The following is a 17,548-nucleotide window of genomic DNA, read 5'->3' as shown; positions in this document are numbered from 1 at the left end:
GCATGAGCAACAACAGCCTGCGGCTGGTGTGGGTCTACCCCGACCTCCTCAGCACCTACGGCGACCAGGGCAACGCCCTGGTGGTGGAGCGCCGGGCGCGCCAGCGTGGTCTGGACGTGGCGCGCGTCGACGTCCGCAGCGACCAGCCCATCCCGACGTCGGGCGACATCTATCTGATCGGCGGCGGTGAGGACCGGCCGCAGCGGCTCGCCGCGGAGCGGCTGCGCCGTGACGGCGGGCTGAGCAGGGCCGCGTCCAACGGCGCGATCATCTTCTCGGTCTGCGCGGGCTATCAGATCCTCGGCCACGAGTTCATCAACGACCTCGGCGAGCGGGAGCCCGGCCTCGGGCTGCTCGACGTGGTCTCCACCCGTGGCGAGGGCGCCCGGTGCGTCGGCGACGTGCTCGGCGACATCGACCCGAACCTGGGCCTGCCGCCGCTGACCGGCTTCGAGAACCACCAGGGCGTCACCCATCTCGGCCCTTCGGCACGCCCGTTCGCCCGGGTGCGGCTCGGACGGGGCAACGGCACGGGTGACGGCACGGAGGGCGCGTACAACGACACCGTCTTCGGTACGTACATGCACGGGCCCGTGCTCGCGCGCAACCCGCTCATCGCGGACCTGCTGCTCAAGCTGGCCCTCGATGTGAACGCGCTGCCGCCGAGCGACGACCGGTGGTACGAGGCGCTGCGCGCCGAGCGGATCGCCGCGGCGACCCAGCCGGCCTGACGGTTTCCCTGCGGGCCGGCCCCTTCCCCGGGCCGGTCCGCACGTGTGCGCGCGGGGTGGACGCCGGGTGGACGTCCAGCAGTCGGACAGTGGGTTCGGTCCCGTCACCTCGCGCCGGTAGGGTGGCGGGGATCCAACCGGACGACGTGGTCCGGCGTCGGCCCACGTTGCAAAGGTTTCCCGGGCAATGCGAATTGGTGTGCTCACCTCCGGCGGCGACTGCCCCGGCCTCAACGCCGTCATCCGTTCCGTCGTGCACCGCGCTGTTGTCGACCACGGCGACGAGGTCATCGGCTTCCACGACGGGTGGAAGGGCCTCCTCGAGTGCGACTACCGCAAGCTCGACCTCGACGCGGTCGGCGGCATCCTCGCTCGCGGCGGCACCATCCTCGGTTCCTCCCGTGTCCAGCCCGCGCACCTTCGTGACGGCGTGGAGCGGGCCAAGGGCCATGTCGCCGATCTCGGACTGGACGCGATCATTCCGATCGGCGGCGAGGGCACGCTCAAGGCGGCCAACCTGCTCTCCGAGGCGGGGCTGCCCATCGTCGGGGTCCCCAAGACCATCGACAACGACATCGCCTCCACCGATGTGACGTTCGGCTTCGACACCGCCGTCGGCGTCGCGACCGAGGCGCTGGACCGGCTGAAGACCACGGCCGAGTCCCACCAGCGGGTGCTGATCGTCGAGGTCATGGGCCGCCACACCGGCTGGATCGCGCTGCACTCGGGTATGGCGGCCGGTGCGCACGCCATCGTCGTACCGGAGCGCCCCTTCGACATCGACGAGCTGACCGAGCTGGTCGGCCGGCGGTTCTCGGACGGCAAGAAGTTCGCGATCGTCGTCGTCGCGGAGGGCGCCAAGCCCCGCGAGGGCTCCATGGCGTTCAACCAGGGCACCAAGGACATCTACGGCCACGAGCGCTTCGCCGGTGTGGCGACGCAGCTCTCCGGCGAGCTGGAGCAGCGCCTCGGCAAGGAGGCCCGCCCGGTGATCCTCGGCCATGTCCAGCGCGGCGGCACCCCGACCGCGTACGACCGCGTCCTGGCCACCCGCTTCGGCTGGCACGCGGTGGAGGCGGCGCACCGCGGCGAGTTCGGCATGATGACGGCGCTGCGCGGCACGGACATCACGATGGTTCCGCTGGCCGCCGCAGTGGAGACCCTCAAGACGGTGCCCGCCGAGCGTTACGCCGAGGCACAGGTCGTTCTCTGACCGCCACGACGTCCCACGAACCGCCCCCGGCCGCACTCGCGGCCGGGGGCGGTTCTACTCTGGTCCGGACAACCGGCACGAATCGGGGACGTCCCCAGCGGGAGTGAACAGATGGATCACAGCGGGCACGGCATGAACATGGATCTGCCGCCGTTCACGCTGGGACGTGGGCTCGAATTCTCCGCGGACCCGTTCTTCCTCGTCAGCTGCGTCGTCGCGCTGGTCCTGTACGCGTACGGGGTGCTGCGGCTCCGGGGGCGGGGCGACGGCTGGCCGGTGAACCGGGTCATCTTCTTCGTCCTCGGTGTGCTGTCCATCGCCCTGGTGATGTGCACCGGCCTGAACGACTACGGCATGGTCATGTTCAGCGTGCACATGGTGCAGCACATGGTCATCAGCATGGTGTCGCCGATCCTGCTCCTGCTGGGTGCCCCGATCACGCTCGCGCTGCGGGCGCTGCCGGTGACGGGGCGCGACCGTACGGGTCCGCGCGAGCTGCTGCTGAAGCTCCTCCACAGCCGCTACATGAAGATCATCACGCACCCGGCGTTCACGATCCCGCTGTTCATCGCGAGTCTGTACGCGCTCTACTTCACCCCGTTGTTCGACTTCCTGATGGAGTCGAAGACCGGCCACATCGCGATGATGGTGCACTTCCTGGCGGTCGGCCTGGTGTTCTTCTGGCCGATCATGGGCGTCGACCCGGGCCCGCACCGCCCCGGCTACGTCATGCGGATGCTGGAGCTCTTCGCGGGCATGCCCTTCCACGCGTTCTTCGGGATCGCGCTGATGATGGCGAGCCAGCCGATGGTGAAGGCGTACGAGAATCCGCCCGCCTCGCTCGGCATCGACGCGCTGAGCGACCAGTCGGTGGCGGGCGGTATCGCGTGGGCGTTCAGCGAGATCCCGTCCGTACTGGTACTGATCGCGCTGGTCTTCCAGTGGTACCGCTCCGAGCAGCGGACGGCGAAGCGTTCCGACCGTGCGGCCGACCGCGACGGGGACCAGGAGCTGAAGGCGTACAACGCCTATCTCGCCTCATTGCAGGCACGCGGGCAGTAGCGGTGAGCCCGCCCCAGGGGTGACCATGGCTCCAACGGCCGTGCGGCCGGGTGAGGAGCGTGCGCTCATGCCTGGATCCACGAAGACCATGGGGGTGCTCACCGTCGGCGCGCTGGTCGCGGTGACGGCATACACGGTGGCACTGGGGAGCAACGGCTGGCTGTGGTTCGGCTGGGTGGTGCTGGGGCTGGCCACTCTGGGGATGCTCGCCACCCGCGACACCTGAGGCGGCCCGGCGCCGTCCCGGGGGTCAGGAGGGCTCCGCCCAGTAGTTCACCGGCGCGAGCCCGACGCTGCGGCCGCGCCGGTCCAGGATGCGCCCGACGTGCTTCACGGTCCGCAGCACGATCGCACGCTCGGTGATGCGCAGCTGGTGATCCGCGAGCCGGCTCTCCAGGTGGGCCTCCATGCTGTGGACGTCGGACAGGTCGCGCTGCCACAGGTCGAGGATCAGGTTGTCGCGGCCGGTGGTCACGCTGCACATGCGCAGCTCGGGCAGCGTACGGAGCGAGGCGACGGTGTCCTCCAGGTGACGGGCCGGGACGGACGCGAAGTACACCACCGAGACCGGAAAGCCGGTGAGCGGCCGGGCGAGCGTGCAGCGCAGCGAGAGCCGCCGGTTTCCCGTGAGCACCCGCAGCCGGCGGCGGACGGTGGCCGTGCTCGTGCCGGCGGCCGCCGCGAGGTCGCGGACCGGCATCCGGCCGTCGTGGCCGAGCGCGAGGGCCAGCTCCCGGTCGACCGGCCGCAGGGGCTCGTCGGGCACCTCGTCCCGGGGCACCGTGAGCGCCTTCTGCTGTGCCTTGCTGAGGCTGCGCAGCCGCCACTGATCGCCTTCGAACGGCACGGCGGTGATCACGTGCACCCGGGTGGTCCGGATGCCGGGCAGTGGGGCGATGCGCTCGCCGACGAGGCGTGAGAGGTCGTCGAGGTCCGCGGCGCCCGCGATGGCGAGGAGGTCCCGGCTGCCGGTCGTCTGCTTGAGGCTGAGGATGCGGCTGTCCCTCGACAGGCTGTCCAGCGTGGATTCGGCGGGCAGACCGCCCAGGTCGATCTCGACCTGGGCATACACCCCGTCGTCGCGGCCGGGCGAGAGATAGCCGTCCACCCAGGCCGTCCCCGTCCGCTCCAGCCGGGCCCACCGCCGGGCGGCGGTCACCGGGTCGATGCCCAGGACGTCGCCGAGCAGCGTCCACGGCACCCTCGGCTGCATCTGCAGGGCGTGGATGATCGCGAGATCCAGTTCGTCGGGGTGCGCCATATTCTGCGTCTGCATGGGGTGACCGAATCCTGCGTACGGGGAGAGATCTTGTCCTGATCCGGCGATTTTACGGGCGCGTAATTCCGGTTCTGGAAGGTAGCTCGCCATGAGCACTCCGCCCTTCCTCTCCCCCGCGCCCACCGCCCCCGTACTGCCCGCCTCGGCCTCGCTGCGTCTGACCGGCGCCCGGCTGATCGACGGCACCGGCTGCGAGCCGGTGGCCGACGCCGTGGTCGACGTGGACGACCGCGGTGTGATCGTCCACGCCGGGCCCGCCGTCACCGCTCCCCCGGCGCGGGACGGCGTACGCACCCTCGATGTCGGGGGCCGCACCGTGCTCCCCGGTTTCGTCGACGCCCATGTGCACCTCGGTGTCGAGTCGGCGCGCCACATGGTGCGCCGTTTCGCCGAGGACCCCGCCATGGAGGTCTTCCGCGCGGCCGGCCGGCTGCGGCTCACCCTGGACGCCGGTGTCACCACCGCCCGCGACCTGGGCGGGCTGTCCGCCGGGTTCCGGGACGCCGTCGCCCAGGGCCTGACCGCGGGCCCGCGCCTGCACACGGCCGTGCGGATCCTCAGCCACACCGGCGGCCACGCCGACTTCCACACCGACTGCGGCTTCGACACCAGCGACGGCATGGGCGAGGTCGCGGACACGCCCGACGAGGTGCGCCTCGCGGTGCGCAGGCTGCTGCGCTCCGGCGCCGATGTGATCAAGATATGCGCCACCGGCGGCATGTCGAGCCCGTACGACCAGCCCGACGACGAGGGCCTCACCGTCGAGGAGATCCGCGCCGTCGTGGAGGAGACCGGCCGGCACGGCGGCCGTCCCGTCGCCGCGCACGCCCAGGGCACGGCCGGCATCCTCAACGCGATCCGGGGCGGTGTCACCAGCGTCGAGCACGGGTACGGCATGACCGCGCAGGCCAGGGAGCTCGCCGGGGAGCACGGAGTGTTCCTCGTGCCGACACTCTCCACGGTGTTCGACGGTATCGACAAAGCGACCATGGAACCCTTCCACTACGAGAAGAAGCTCCGCTGGTCGGACATCACGCGCACCAACATCGCCGCCGCCATCGCCGACGGGGTGAAGATCGCCATGGGGACCGACGCGGCGATGGTTCCGCACGGCCGCAATCTGCGCGAGCTCCTCCACCTGACGTCGCTCGGCATGACCCCGCTCCAGGCGATCACCGCGGGCACGCTCACTTCGGCCCAGCTCCTCGGCCTCGACGACCGGATCGGCACGCTGGAGGCCGGCAAGGAGGCCGACCTGGTGGTGTGCGACGGTGATCCGCTGAGCGACATCTCCGTACTCACCGACCCCTCGCGCGTCGTCCTCGTCGCGCAGCGCGGGGCCGTGCGGAAGGACCTGCTCACGCGATCCGCGGGCGAGAGCCCCGACACGGTGGAGGAGGGCCGGTGACGTCACGGACACAGACCCCCGCGACGACGGGCGGCAACGCTCTGCTCGACAAGGTGCTCGGCGGCATCGAGCGCGCGGGCAACAAGCTCCCGCACCCCGTCGTGCTGTTCCTCTGCATCTTCGCCCTCCTCGGCGTCATCTCCACCGCGCTGGCCGCCGGGGGAGCAACGGTGACGGTGCCGGGCGACGACGAGGTGCTCGAGGTGAAGGGCCTCTTCACCGGCGAGGGGATCACCTGGCTGCTGGAGAACTTCATCCCCAACTTCACCGGCTTCCCGTCGCTGGGCACTGTGCTGCTCATGATGGCCGCCGTGGGGGTCGCGGAACGTACGGGAATGCTGGAGACGGCGGTCCGCGTCTCCATCGGCCGCGCGCCCAAGGCGGTGCTGCCCTATCTGGTGGCGTTCGTCGCCGCGCAGGGCCACCTGATGAGCGACGTGGCGATCCTGATCATCCCGCCGCTGGCAGCGCTCGTCTTCAAGGGCGCCGGGCGGAACCCGATCGCCGGTCTGATCGGCGGGTTCGCCTGTGTCTGCGCCGGTTACGCGGCGGGCTTCTCCATCGGCGCGCTGGACGCCCTGTACACGGGCATCACCCAGCAGGCCGCCGCCGTCCTGCCCGGCGGGGAGGACGCGCCCACCCACATCCTCGTCAACTACTTCTTCACCGCGACGGCGAGCGTCTTCCTGGCCCTCATCGGCGGCTTCCTCATCGACCGCGTCCTCGAACCGCGGCTGCCCGCCGCGGTGGAGGCCGCGGCTCCGGGTGACGACGGCACGACGGCCGACGACGGCGGCTACCGGCCCACCCTGGAGGTCACCGCCGCCGAGCGCCGCGGGCTCCGCCTCGCCGGGCTGACGGTCCTGGTGTACGCGGCCGTGGTCATCGTCTGCTGGCTGCTGCCCGGCTCGGCGCTGCGCGGTGAGGGTGGCGCGCTGGTGCCCTCACCGGTGCTGACCGGCATCGTGCCGCTGCTGTTCGTCGCGTTCCTGCTCGCCGGCATCGTCTACGGCAAGGTCACCGGAAAGGTGCGCAAGGCGGGCGACGTCCCGGAGCTCATGGCCGACTCGATCACCGGCATGTCCGCGTACATCGTCCTGATCCTGGTGATCGCCCAGGTCATCGGCGTCTTCGACTGGTCGAACGTCGGCACACTGCTGGCTGTGAAGGGCGCCGCGCTCCTGGAGTCCGCCGGGCTCACCGGCTTCACGGGGCTGGTCCTCTTCGTCCTGCTGGTCTGTCTGCTGAACCTGTTCGTGACCTCGGGCTCGGCGCTGTGGTCCCTGGTCGCCCCGGTCTTCGTACCGGCGTTCATGCTCATCGGCCTGTCGCCGGCGGTCACCCAGGCGGCGTTCCGCATCGGCGACTCGGCCACCCAGATGATCACACCGCTGAACCCGTACGTCTTCCTGATGCTGATCATCCTGCGCCGCTACGAACCCGACGCGAAGCTGGGCACGATCCTCTCCCGCCTGTTCGTCTTCGTCGTCCCCTTCCTGGTGGCCTGGCTGATCGCCCTGGCGGTCTTCTACGGCTTCGACCTGCCGCTCGGCCCGGGGGCCGGCATCCACCAGGGCTGACGGTTCCTCCGGCGACGGAAGGGGCCCTGGCGCGGGCCCCTTCCGTGGTCTCGCACCCGCTCATCAACCGGGATCGGAGCTACGATCGATCACCCGGGAGAGGGACGGACTTCGAACGGTCTGCCGACTGATGACTCGTCAGACGAGTCGGTGAAGAGCAACACTGTCATGTGCGACCCGGCAGAATGCGGCAGCCGGCCCGGTCCGGAAGGCTAGGAGAGAAGCTGTGTTCTATTACGTCCTGAAGTACGTCGTGCTGGGCCCCCTGCTCCGGCTGGTGTTCCGCCCCCGTATCGAGGGGCTGGAGCACATTCCCGACGACGGTGCCGCCATCGTCGCGGGCAATCACCTCTCGTTCTCGGACCACTTCCTGATGCCCGCGATCCTCAGGCGCCGCATCACCTTCCTCGCGAAGGCGGAGTACTTCACCGGCCCCGGCATCAAGGGCAAGCTGACCGCAGCCTTCTTCCACAGCATCGGGCAGATCCCGGTGGACCGGTCGGGCAAGGAGGCGGGACAGGCCGCCATCCGCGAGGGCCTCGGGGTGCTGGGCAAGGGTGAACTGCTGGGCATCTACCCTGAGGGCACGCGCTCGCACGACGGCCGGCTGTACAAGGGCAAGGTCGGGGTCGCCGTGATGGCGATCAAGGCGGGCGTCCCGGTCATCCCCTGCGCGATGGTCGGCACCTTCGAGATCCAGCCGCCCGGCCAGAAGGTGCCCAGCATCAAGCGGGTCACGATCCGCTTCGGGGAACCGCTGGACTTCTCCCGCTACGCCGGCCTGGAGGACCAGAAGGCGGCGATCCGGGCGGTCACGGACGAGATCATGTACGCCATCCTCGGCCTCTCCGGGCAGGAGTACGTCGATGAGTACGCCGTCAAGGCCAAGGCCGCCCAGGCCGAGCAGTCCAAGAAGTCCCCGCGCCGGCCACGCTGAGCGTGAAATCTGCTGCCGGCAGATTTCCCTGGTCCCGGAGCTGAGGCGGCCGTAGCGTCCCTTGCATGAGCGGAGGACGAGCGTTCGTGCTGGGCGCCACGGGACAGATCGGCCGGGCAGCGGTGCGGGCCCTGGCCGAGGACGGCTGGGAGGTGACCGCCGCCTCACGCGGAGGCGGCCGGGACGCAACCTGGGACGACGGCGTCCGCGCCGTCGCGGTGGACAGGGAGGAGAAGGGGGCGCTGGCGGCGGCGCTGGGCGACGGCTGCGACGTACTGGTCGACATGGTCGCCTTCGGCCGGGATCACGCCGTCCAGCTGGCGGGACTCGGCGACCGGGCCGGTTCCGCGGTCGTCATCTCCAGCGGCGCGGTCTACGCGGACGGCCGCGGCCGGAGTTTCGACACCCAGGGCGAACCCGACGGTTTCCCGGAGTATCCGGTGCCGATCCCGGAGTCGCAGCCCACGGTGGCTCCCGGGGACGCGACGTACGGGACGCGGAAGGTCGCCCTGGAGGAGGAACTGCTCGCGGCGGGCGACGCGTTGCCGGTGACGCTGCTGCGGGCGGGTGCGGTGCACGGCGAGCACTGCCGCACACCGCGCGAGCTGTACTTCGTCAAGCGCCTGCTGGACGGCCGCAGGAGGCGGGTCCTCGCCCACCGCGGGACGAGCCGTTTCCACCCGGTCCATGTGTCCAACCTCGCCGAGCTGATACGGCTCGCGGCCGGGAACCCCCGGTCCCGGGTGCTCAACGCGGGAGACCCCCGGGTCCCTACGGTCGCCGAGATCGGCGCCGCCGTCGACGACGTGCTCGGCCTCACCACCGAGACGGTGCTGATGCCGGGAGCCCCCGAGAGCGGTGTCGGGGACACGCCGTGGTCCGGCGCGCATCCCGTGGTCTACGACATGTCGCTCGCGGAACGGGAGCTCGGCTATCGCGCGGTGACGGACTACACGGATTCGCTGCCGGGGACCGTCGAGTGGCTCACCGCACAACTGGCGGGACGGGACTGGAAGCAGGCCTTCCCGAAGATGGTGGCGACCTACGGAGAGGGCCTCTTCGACTACGCGGCGGAGGACGTCTGGCTGGCGCGGCACGGCCGGGAGGCGTGAGGGCGGGCGGCCGCGGAGAACACCGGCCGCCCGCCCTCGTCTCAGATGGTGCTCACGGCTTCGGTGTGGCGTGCGGCGTGCACGTCACATCGCGCCGGTCGGTCGTCCCGGTGAGCAGGTAGGTGTCCACCCGCTCGTTGACGCAGGGGTTGACCAGACCGGTGACACCGTGCGATCCGGCGCCCTCCTCCGTGATGAGGCGGGAGCCCTTGAACCGCTTGTGCAACTCGACGGCCCCCTCGTACGGGGTGGCCGCGTCACGCGTGGACTGCACGATCAGCACCGGGGGCAGTCCCTTGCCGGTCCGCACGTCCAGCGGCGTCTGCTGCTTGGACGGCCAGGTCGCACAGGGGAGGTTCATCCAGGCGTTGGCCCAGGTCATGAACGGGTAGTCCTTGTGCAGCCTGGTGTTGTCGCGGTCCCACTTCTGCCAGCTGGTGGGCCACTTGGCGTCGGCGCACTCGACCGCCGTGTAGACGGCGTTGCCGTTCTCCGAGCTGATGTTGCCCGCGGTGTCCGACAGGTCGGGTGCCGCGGCGTCGATCAGCGCCTGGGTGTCGCCGCCCAGGTAGTCGCTCCAGATCTGGGCGGTGGGCGCCCAGGCGGAGTCGTAGTACGGCGCACTCTGGAAGAATCCGATGAGCTCGGCAGGGCCGACGACGCCACCGATCGGGTTCTTCTTGGCCGCCGCGCGCAGGGTCAGCCAAGCCTGCTCGACCTTCTCCGGCGTGTCGCCGATGTGGTAGGCGGCGTCGTTCTTCGCCACCCAGGCCTTCCAGTCGTCCCAGCGTGTCTGGAAGGCGATGTCCTGGTTGAGGTTGGCCTCGTACCAGATGTTGTCCTTCGCGGGGTTGACCACGCTGTCGACGACCATGCGGCGTACGTGCGACGGGAAGAGCGTGCCGTAGACCGCGCCGAGGTAGGTGCCGTAGGAGACACCCAGGAAGTTCAGCTTCTTCTCACCGAGCGCGGCACGGATGACGTCCAGGTCGCGGGCGGTGTTCGGCGTGGTCATGTGCGGCAGCATGTCGCCGCTGCGCTCGGCGCAGCCGTCGGCGTACTCGGCGGCGAGCTTGCGCTGTGCGCGTTTGTCGGCCTCGCTGTCGGGCACCGGGTCCGCCTTCGGGGCCTTCACGAACTCCTGCGGGTCGATGCAGGAGATCGGCGCCGAGTGGCCGACCCCGCGAGGGTCGAAGCCGACGAAGTCGTATGCCTTCGCGACCTTCGTCCAGAGCGGGTTCTTGTTGATGATGCGCTTCGGGAAGGCCATCCCGGAGCCGCCGGGGCCTCCGGGGTTGTAGACGAGGGCGCCCTGGCGCTCGTCCTTCGTGCCCGTGCTGACATGCCGGTCGACCGCGAGCTTGATCTGCTTGCCGTTCGGCTTGCTGTAGTCGAGCGGCACGGTCACCCAGCCGCACTGGATGGGTGCGGCGATGGCCCAGTCGGCCGGACAGTCGGTCCAGTCGATCCCGGCTCGCGCGGCCCTGGCCGCGGCCGTCTGCACGCCGCGCGCCTCCTGGTCGCCGTGATGGCGGCTGTCGGCACCTGCCGCCGGTGCGGCTATCGCTCCGGCTATGAGCGTGCCCGCGATCAGTGTGCCGGCCGAACCGAGCACCGCTGTGCGTCTCAAGTGGAACCTCCCCCTGTGTGTTGCGCCACGCGTGGCGTCGCGGCTTTTTCCGCGTCCCGGGGATCCTTTCGTCTGTGAGCCTGCTGAGAACAGGGCGTACACGTGTTTCTTTACCGAACCAATAACCGGTGTCCGCTGTCCCGCTGAGCGAACTCAACTCGTCCGGAGGGACCTTGTCGCCTTCAGCAGCTCCTCCAGAGCCTCGTCCAGCACCGCCCGCAGCAGCCGTGCGTCCGCGGCGAGCGCCGTCACCAGGACGGCGGGTCCCGCCAGCGGAGTCAGTGCGGCGGTGGGGCCCAGCGCCCGGGCTGCGGGAAGCCCGTCGTCGAACGACGGGTCTACCACCAGGAGTTGCCCGACGGCCCGGTGGCCGCCCAGGACGGCGGGTCCGTCCCAGCCGCCGGGCGCCCCGGGGCCGTACGCCAGCTGCTGGTCGAGCAGCGGGCGGCCGGCCCTCCGGACGGTCAGGCGGGTGGTGAGCCGGCCCGTGGGTTCGCCGTGCCGGCCCAGGACCTGTTCCTCGCGGAGTACCAGGCGTGCGGTGGCGGCGAGTTCGGCCCGGGTGGTCATCCTCAGATCGCTGCCGTGGGCGGAGACGAGCTGTTCGGGGAGCCAGCGGAGTTCCGCCTCCTCCCCCACGCTCAGCCGCACGTCGTACGTGGCCGGTCCCGCGTCCGGGCCGGCGCCCGGCAGCGCGACGGTCGCCGCGGCGGAGTCCACGCTCAGCCGCGCGCCCTCCTCGGCCCGCACCTCGACGGCGAGCCGGTCACCGCCCAGGGGCGCGCTCATCGCTCCGACCACGGTGACACGCGTGTACGCCGTGTCCGGGGACCTCGTGCGGCGCAGGGCCAGCGGCCCCTCGCTCTTCAGCACCGGCAGCGCCGTGGCACCCCGTCCGTCGGCGACGGCGGCGATCCGGGCGGTGGCTGCGACGCTCATGCGGCCCAGGCCGCGAGCTGCGCCCGCACCCAGTCGGCGACGGGTGCCACACCCTCGGCGCCCCGCAGCGAGGTGAACACCACGGGGAGTTCGCCGCGCTGCTCGGCGGCGTCGCGGGCCATCCGCTCCAGATCGGAGCCGACGTACGGGGCGAGATCCGTCTTGTTGATGACGAGCAGGTCGGCAGTGGTGACACCGGGACCGCCCTTGCGCGGGATGTCGTCGCCGCCCGCCACGTCGATGACGAAGACCTGGGCGTCGACGAGCCCCTTGGAGAAGGTGGCGGTCAGGTTGTCGCCGCCCGATTCGACGAGGATCAGGTCGAGCGGCCCCACGGAGTCCTCGAGGTCCTCGACCGCTTCGAGGTTGGCGGAGATGTCGTCGCGGATGGCAGTGTGCGGGCAGGCTCCGGTCTCGACAGCCTGGATGCGCTCGGGCGGCAGCACGGCGTTGCGGAGCAGGAAGGCGGCGTCCTCGCGGGTGTAGATGTCGTTGGTGACGACCGCGATGGAGATCCGGTCGCGCAGCGCGCGGCAGAGGGCGGCGACGGTCGCGGTCTTGCCGGAACCCACCGGCCCGCCGAGGCCGATGCGCAGGGCGCGGCGGGTGCCGTCGGGGCGTGCGGCGTCGGCGCTGACGGCCGCGGGCGCGTTGTGGGCGTGATCGAGGTGCATGGGATGCGGCTCCTGGTGAAGGTGGTGCGGCGGGGGTCGGTGTCAGGACGCGAACAGGCGGACCGGCCAGGCCGCGTGGGCCTCGGCCGCGATGTCGAGCAGCGGCGCCGACGCGGCGGGAAGCGCGTCGATGCCGTCGCGCGCGGCCTGTGCGGCCTGTTCCGCGACCAGGTCGAGTGCGGGTGCGAGCCGGGCGAGGACGGCGGTGGCCTCGAAGGGGTCGAGGGACAGCAGCCGGACCACGGCGGTGGCCGGGCCGCTGACCGTCTCGTAGGCGACGCAGTGCGCGGCGTCGGCCGGCCCCAGACCCGCGGCCCGGGCCGTGAGGCCGAGGACGACGGGCTGGTGGGCACCGCGCGGCCGGGCTTCGGCGAGCGCGGTCAGCTCGGGGCTGGGCCAGGTGGCCCGTGCGGCCCGCATCATCTGGCGTCCGAGCTTGCGCGCGACGTTCCTGAGCGCCGGTGAGGGCGTCCGGGCGTCGGCGGCCTCGTCGAGCGCGAGCGGGTCGAGGCCCTGCGCCGCGGCTGCGGCGAGTGCGGCGGAGGTGAGACCGGTGGTGTGGAGCCTGCCCAGGCAGAAGTCCTCCAGGTCCTGGGCGTTGCGGATGTGTCCTGCCTTGACGGCCGGTTCGGCGCCACCGGAGTGGGCGTGGCCACCGGCGGGGAACCGGCCGTCGGCGAGGACGAGCAGGGCTGAGCGCGTCGTCATGGAGTGCTGTCCTGCCCTCAGAAGAGGAAGTAGCGCTGGGCCATGGGAAGTTCGGCGGCCGGTGCGGGTTCGACCGGATCGCCGTCGATGGTGACGGCGAAGCTGTCGGGGTCGACCTCGACCCGGGGCAGGGCGTCGTTCTCCCGCATGTCCGCCTTGGTGACGCCCCGGGTACTGGTGATCGGCACGAACCGCTTGCCGAGTCCCAGACGCTCCGGCAGCCCGTCCTGGACGGCGGCCGAGGAGACGAAGTTGAAGGAGTTGGACGCGGGTGCCCGGCCCACGGCCCCGAACATCGGGCGCGGCATGACCGGTTGCGGGGTGGGGATCGAGGCGTTGGCGTCGCCCATCTGCGCGTACGCGATCTGGCCGCCCTTGATCACGGTCTGCGGCTTGACGCCGAAGAAGGCCGGGTCCCAGATCACCAGGTCGGCGAGCTTGCCCGTCTCGACGGACCCGATCTCCCGGTCCAGGCCCTGGGCGACGGCCGGGTTGATCGTGTATTTGGCGACATAGCGACGTGCCCGGTGGTTGTCGGCCCGGCCGTCGCCCGGCAGGGCACCGCGCCGCCGCTTCATCACGTGGGCGGTCTGCCAGGTCCGCAGGATCACCTCGCCGATGCGGCCCATCGCCTGGGAGTCCGAGGAGATGATCGAGATGGCTCCGAGGTCGTGGAGGATGTCCTCCGCGGCGATGGTCGAGGGCCTGATCCGGGACTCCGCGAAGGCGAGGTCCTCCGGCACCGTGGGATTGAGGTGGTGGCAGACCATCAGCATGTCGAGGTGTTCCTCGATGGTGTTGACGGTGTGCGGCCGCGTCGGGTTGGTGGAGCTGGGCAGGACGTACGGTTCCGAGACCACGCTGATGATGTCGGGCGCGTGCCCGCCGCCCGCGCCTTCGGTGTGGTACGCATGGATGGAGCGCCCCGCGATGGCGGCCAGCGTGTCGGCGACGAACCCGGCCTCGTTGAGCGTGTCGGTGTGGATGGCGAGCTGGGCGCCGGTCTCCTCGCAGACGCTCAGGCAGGCGTCGATGACCGCGGGGGTGGCGCCCCAGTCCTCGTGGATCTTGAATCCCAGGGCGCCTGCGCGAAGCTGGGAGTGCATCGCCTCGCGGGACATGGTGTTGCCCTTGCCGAGCAGACCGATGTTGACGGGATAGCCGTCGAGCGCCTCGAACATCCGGGCAAGGTGCCAGGGGCCGGGGGTGATCGTCGTCGCCTTGGTGCCTTCGGCCGGCCCGGTGCCGCCTCCGACCAGCGTGGTGATCCCGGAGGAGAGCGCCTGGTCGACGAGGGTCGGCGAGATGAAGTGGACGTGCGCGTCGATGGCCCCCGCCGTGACGAACTTGCCGTTCCCGGCGATGATCTCGGTCTCGGGGCCGATGACCAGATCGGGGTGGACGCCGTCCATCGTGTCCGGGTTCCCGGCCTTGCCGATGCCGGTGATGCGGCCGTCACGGATGCCGATGTCGGCCTTGACGATGCCCCAGTGGTCGATGATGACGGCGCCGGTGATCACCGTGTCGGGCGCACCTTCGGCACGGGTGGTGCGCGCCTGGCCCATCGACTCACGGATCACCTTGCCGCCGCCGAACACGGCCTCGTCACCGGACCGTCCGGGACCGCCGGACCTGTCCTCCTCGATCTCCACGACGAGATCGGTGTCGGCGAGGCGGATGCGGTCGCCCGTGGTGGGGCCGAACAGATCGGCGTACACGGGGCGGCTGAGCTCAGGCATCGAGGGGACCTCCGGTGTCGCCGCGCAGTCCGGGGACGATGCGCAGGCCTGCGAGCGGGACGAGTTCGACGTCGACGGGGATGCCGGGCTCGAAGCGCACGGCGGTTCCGGCGGCGATGTTCAGCCGCAGCCCGTGGGCGGCGGCGCGGTCGAAGTCCAGGCCCGTGTTCGCCTCGGCGAAGTGGTAGTGGGAACCGACCTGGACGGGCCGGTCCGCCGCGTTGAGGACGGTGAGGCGGGTGACGGGGCGCCCCTCGTTGAGCGGCACCGGGGCCTTCGCGTACAGGATCTCTCCGGGAATCATCTGCTGCTCCCCCGTCAGACGATCGGGTCGTGGACGGTGACGAGCTTGGTGCCGTCCGGGAAGGTGGCCTCGACCTGGACGTCGTGGATCATCTCGGGGATGCCTTCCATGACGTCGTCGCGGGTGAGCACCTTCCGTCCGGAGGCCATGAGTTCGGCCACGGTCCGGCCGTCGCGCGCGCCTTCCAGAAGGTGGGAGGTGATCAGCGCGATCGCCTCGGGGTGGTTCAGCCGCAGTCCGCGCGCCCTGCGCTTCTCTGCGACATCGGCCGCCACATGGATGAGCAGGCGTTCCTGTTCGTGCGGAGTCAGTTGCACGCTTCCACCCTCTTCGTCTTCCGCCCGGTACCTGCCCCGGGCGCAGCGGGACCCTATCCCGCCTTCAACACTCTGTTGAACGATGAAGAGGATTCCGCGGCCAGGTATTGCACGTTAGGGCGAAAGTTTTTCCGGCGCGTTAACTGATCTTTTGCGGATCCATGGACATCAGCCCGCGCAGCCCGTTCTCCAGGACCTCGGGCTCCACCCCGCCGAAGAGCGCTTCCTGAGTCACGAAGCCCTGAGCCACGGCGATCATCGTGCGGGCGACATCATCGGCAGGCACGTCGGAGTGCAGGATGCCGGCCGCCCGGTACGCCTCGACCAGCTTCGCCCAGGCCACACGCATGCCGGTGTAACCGTCATCGAGCACCTGTGCCAGCCGCTCGTCGCGCAGGGTCTCGGCCCACACCTGGACGATGAGGGCGGCACAGGCGCGGCGCTCCAGGCCATACATCCGCCCGGACAGGATCCCGCGCATCACCCTGCCGAGGAGCACGTCCGGGGTGGGCGGCGGGGTGATGTCCGCGGCCTCCTCGAACGCCTGGCGGATGCTCGCGAAGGCCTCGCCCGCGATGGCCGTGATCAGCTCCTCCTTGCCCGCGAAATAGCGGTAGACGGCCCCCGCGGACAGCCCGATCTCCTTCAGTACGTCCTGCATCGATGTGCCGTGGAAGCCATTGACGGCGAAGCAGCGGGCGGCCCCCTGGAGGATCTGCCGGCGGCGGGCGTCGAGGTGCTCCTGAGATACGCGTGCCATGCGGCCAACCTAAAACGAACATTCATTCTTGACAAGCTTCCCACGCGGCACGACAGTGGACCCATAACAAAACGAACGATCCTTCTCTTTGAATCGAGGCACGCCTCATGCCTGCTGCCCCCAGCCGCCGCGCGGTGGCGGTCATCCTGCTCGTCCCCCTGATCGTGACACTCGCACTCTGGGCCTTCTCCTGGCCCGCGGCACGGATGGCACCCCGGGACCTGCCCGTGGGCATCGCCGGCGCGTCACCGGCGGCCGACCGGCTGGCCGAGCGGTTCGAGGGACGCGAGGGCGCCTTCGAGATCCACCGTTACGCCGACGAGTCCGCGGCCCGCGCCGCGATCGAGGACCGGGCCGTATACGGCGCGGTCGTGGTCACGGCGAAGGGCCCCCAGCTACTCACCGCGTCCGCGGCGAGCCCGGTCGTGGCCCAGCTGCTGACCGAGGCCGTCACGGCGGCGGCGCCGGACGGAACCACCGTCCCGGTGACCGATGTCGTCGCGGCGCCCTCCACCGACCCGCGTGGCAGCGCGCTCGGCGCGAGCGTCCTCCCGCTCACGCTCGCCGGCGTGGCGGCCGGGGCCCTGGTGACCCTGATGAAGGTGCGCGGCGGATGGGCGGTCGCGGCCCTGACCGGTGCGGCGGCACTGGCCGGGATGGCCGCCACCTCCATGGCCCACAGCTGGCTCGGCGTTCTCACGGGCGACTGGTGGGCAGAGGCGGGTGCCATCGGGCTGACCGCGCTGGCGGCGGGCGCGACGGTCGGAGGGCTCGGCGCCCTGATCGGCACGCGGGGCATCGGCCTCGGGGCGCTGCTGGTCGTACTGCTGGGCAATCCCTCCTCCGGCGTCACCAGCGCCCCTGAACTGCTCCCCGAGCCGCTCGGCATGATCGGCCAGTGGCTGCCGCCGGGCGCGGGCGGTTCCCTGCTGCGCTCGGTCGCCTTCTTCGACGGGAGCGCATCCGGCGGCCCCGCCCTGACGCTGGCGCTCTGGGCGCTGCTGGGCCTGGCCGCCGTACTGATCGGAGGCCGCAGGCGCCCGGAGCCCGCTGCGGAACCCGTCGGCGGGTCTCAAGGAAAGCCACCCGCACGACATCCAGATGACGGTCGAAGCACCGAACTACAGCAGGAAGTAAGCCCGGCCTGCACACGCA

At 70.9% G+C, this 17,548-nt stretch carries 17 protein-coding genes and 1 pseudogene; 9 read left to right on the top strand and 9 right to left on the bottom strand.

All coding sequences use genetic code 11. The features are described from left to right. Window positions 1-2 precede the first annotated feature (2 nt). From ACWCQM_RS38335 to ACWCQM_RS38320, 4 genes are all read left to right on the top strand, one after another. Window positions 3-731 (top strand): type 1 glutamine amidotransferase, encoded by a 729-nt coding sequence (locus ACWCQM_RS38335; RefSeq protein ID WP_450919701.1) that lies wholly within the window; start codon window positions 3-5, stop codon window positions 729-731. Window positions 732-918: 187 nt separating this feature from the next. Continuing rightward, on the top strand, window positions 919-1,944 hold the full coding sequence (locus ACWCQM_RS38330) for a 6-phosphofructokinase (RefSeq protein ID WP_450919700.1): 1,026 nt from the start codon (window positions 919-921) through the stop codon (window positions 1,942-1,944). A gap of 111 nt (window positions 1,945-2,055) precedes the next feature. Next, entirely contained in the window at window positions 2,056-3,006 is a 951-nt protein-coding gene (locus tag ACWCQM_RS38325) for a cytochrome c oxidase assembly protein (RefSeq protein WP_450919699.1), read from the top strand. 67 nt (window positions 3,007-3,073) lie between these two features. Next, window positions 3,074-3,232: a hypothetical protein gene (locus tag ACWCQM_RS38320; RefSeq protein WP_107103313.1), complete on the top strand. Its 159-nt coding sequence runs from the start codon at window positions 3,074-3,076 to the stop codon at window positions 3,230-3,232. Between the two features lie 24 nt (window positions 3,233-3,256). On the opposite strand, the gene ACWCQM_RS38315 is transcribed toward ACWCQM_RS38320, so the two are convergent. Beyond that, the gene (locus tag ACWCQM_RS38315; protein WP_450919698.1) at window positions 3,257-4,282 is read right to left on the bottom strand and encodes an AsnC family transcriptional regulator; all 1,026 of its coding nucleotides are present in this window, start codon (window positions 4,280-4,282) and stop codon (window positions 3,257-3,259) included. A gap of 91 nt (window positions 4,283-4,373) precedes the next feature. Between ACWCQM_RS38315 and ACWCQM_RS38310 the strand changes: the two genes are divergently transcribed. From ACWCQM_RS38310 to ACWCQM_RS38295, 4 genes are all read left to right on the top strand, one after another. After that, window positions 4,374-5,693 (top strand): amidohydrolase family protein, encoded by a 1,320-nt coding sequence (locus ACWCQM_RS38310; RefSeq protein WP_450919697.1) that lies wholly within the window; start codon window positions 4,374-4,376, stop codon window positions 5,691-5,693. Further along, window positions 5,690-7,273: an AbgT family transporter gene (locus tag ACWCQM_RS38305; protein WP_450919696.1), complete on the top strand. Its 1,584-nt coding sequence runs from the start codon at window positions 5,690-5,692 to the stop codon at window positions 7,271-7,273. Before ACWCQM_RS38310 ends, ACWCQM_RS38305 begins: the two co-directional genes overlap by 4 nt. Before the next feature lie 226 nt (window positions 7,274-7,499). After that, complete coding sequence (locus ACWCQM_RS38300) at window positions 7,500-8,210, top strand: lysophospholipid acyltransferase family protein (protein WP_450919695.1); 711 nt, start codon at window positions 7,500-7,502, stop codon at window positions 8,208-8,210. A gap of 86 nt (window positions 8,211-8,296) precedes the next feature. Further along, a complete protein-coding gene (locus tag ACWCQM_RS38295) occupies window positions 8,297-9,322 on the top strand; it encodes an NAD-dependent epimerase/dehydratase family protein (protein WP_450919730.1) in 1,026 nt (341 codons plus the stop codon). Between the two features lie 52 nt (window positions 9,323-9,374). Here ACWCQM_RS38295 and ACWCQM_RS38290 read toward each other — a convergent pair whose 3' ends face one another. From ACWCQM_RS38290 to ACWCQM_RS38255, 8 genes are all read right to left on the bottom strand, one after another. Then, a complete protein-coding gene (locus ACWCQM_RS38290) occupies window positions 9,375-10,952 on the bottom strand; it encodes an alpha/beta hydrolase (protein ID WP_450919694.1) in 1,578 nt (525 codons plus the stop codon). A 153-nt stretch (window positions 10,953-11,105) separates the two neighbouring features. Next, the gene (locus tag ACWCQM_RS38285) at window positions 11,106-11,891 is read right to left on the bottom strand and encodes an urease accessory protein UreD (RefSeq protein ID WP_450919693.1); all 786 of its coding nucleotides are present in this window, start codon (window positions 11,889-11,891) and stop codon (window positions 11,106-11,108) included. Continuing rightward, window positions 11,888-12,565 carry an urease accessory protein UreG gene (gene ureG / locus ACWCQM_RS38280; RefSeq protein ID WP_450919692.1) on the bottom strand — a complete coding sequence of 226 codons (678 nt, stop codon included), beginning with the start codon at window positions 12,563-12,565 and terminating at the stop codon, window positions 11,888-11,890. The genes ACWCQM_RS38285 and ureG overlap by 4 nt, the downstream gene beginning before the upstream one ends. A gap of 42 nt (window positions 12,566-12,607) precedes the next feature. Next, the gene (locus ACWCQM_RS38275) at window positions 12,608-13,273 is read right to left on the bottom strand and encodes an urease accessory protein UreF (protein WP_450919691.1); all 666 of its coding nucleotides are present in this window, start codon (window positions 13,271-13,273) and stop codon (window positions 12,608-12,610) included. 17 nt (window positions 13,274-13,290) lie between these two features. Next, window positions 13,291-15,012 carry an urease subunit alpha gene (locus ACWCQM_RS38270; RefSeq protein WP_450919690.1) on the bottom strand — a complete coding sequence of 574 codons (1,722 nt, stop codon included), beginning with the start codon at window positions 15,010-15,012 and terminating at the stop codon, window positions 13,291-13,293. Next, a complete protein-coding gene (locus ACWCQM_RS38265) occupies window positions 15,005-15,316 on the bottom strand; it encodes an urease subunit beta (protein ID WP_450919689.1) in 312 nt (103 codons plus the stop codon). Before ACWCQM_RS38265 ends, ACWCQM_RS38270 begins: the two co-directional genes overlap by 8 nt. Window positions 15,317-15,330: 14 nt before the next feature. Then, window positions 15,331-15,633, bottom strand: coding sequence for an urease subunit gamma (locus tag ACWCQM_RS38260; protein ID WP_267077082.1), 303 nt, complete (start codon window positions 15,631-15,633; stop codon window positions 15,331-15,333). A gap of 139 nt (window positions 15,634-15,772) precedes the next feature. Further along, window positions 15,773-16,393: a TetR/AcrR family transcriptional regulator gene (locus ACWCQM_RS38255; RefSeq protein ID WP_450919688.1), complete on the bottom strand. Its 621-nt coding sequence runs from the start codon at window positions 16,391-16,393 to the stop codon at window positions 15,773-15,775. Window positions 16,394-16,500: 107 nt separating this feature from the next. Here ACWCQM_RS38255 and ACWCQM_RS38250 point away from each other — a divergent pair. Further along, window positions 16,501-17,484, top strand: a pseudogene (locus ACWCQM_RS38250) (ABC transporter permease); the annotation flags it as partial. Window positions 17,485-17,548: the final 64 nt, after the last annotated feature.

This window comes from Streptomyces sp. NPDC002125 (genome assembly GCF_053593715.1).
Note: the sequence above shows the minus strand (reverse complement) of the source record. Positions and strands in the feature narration are given on the sequence as shown.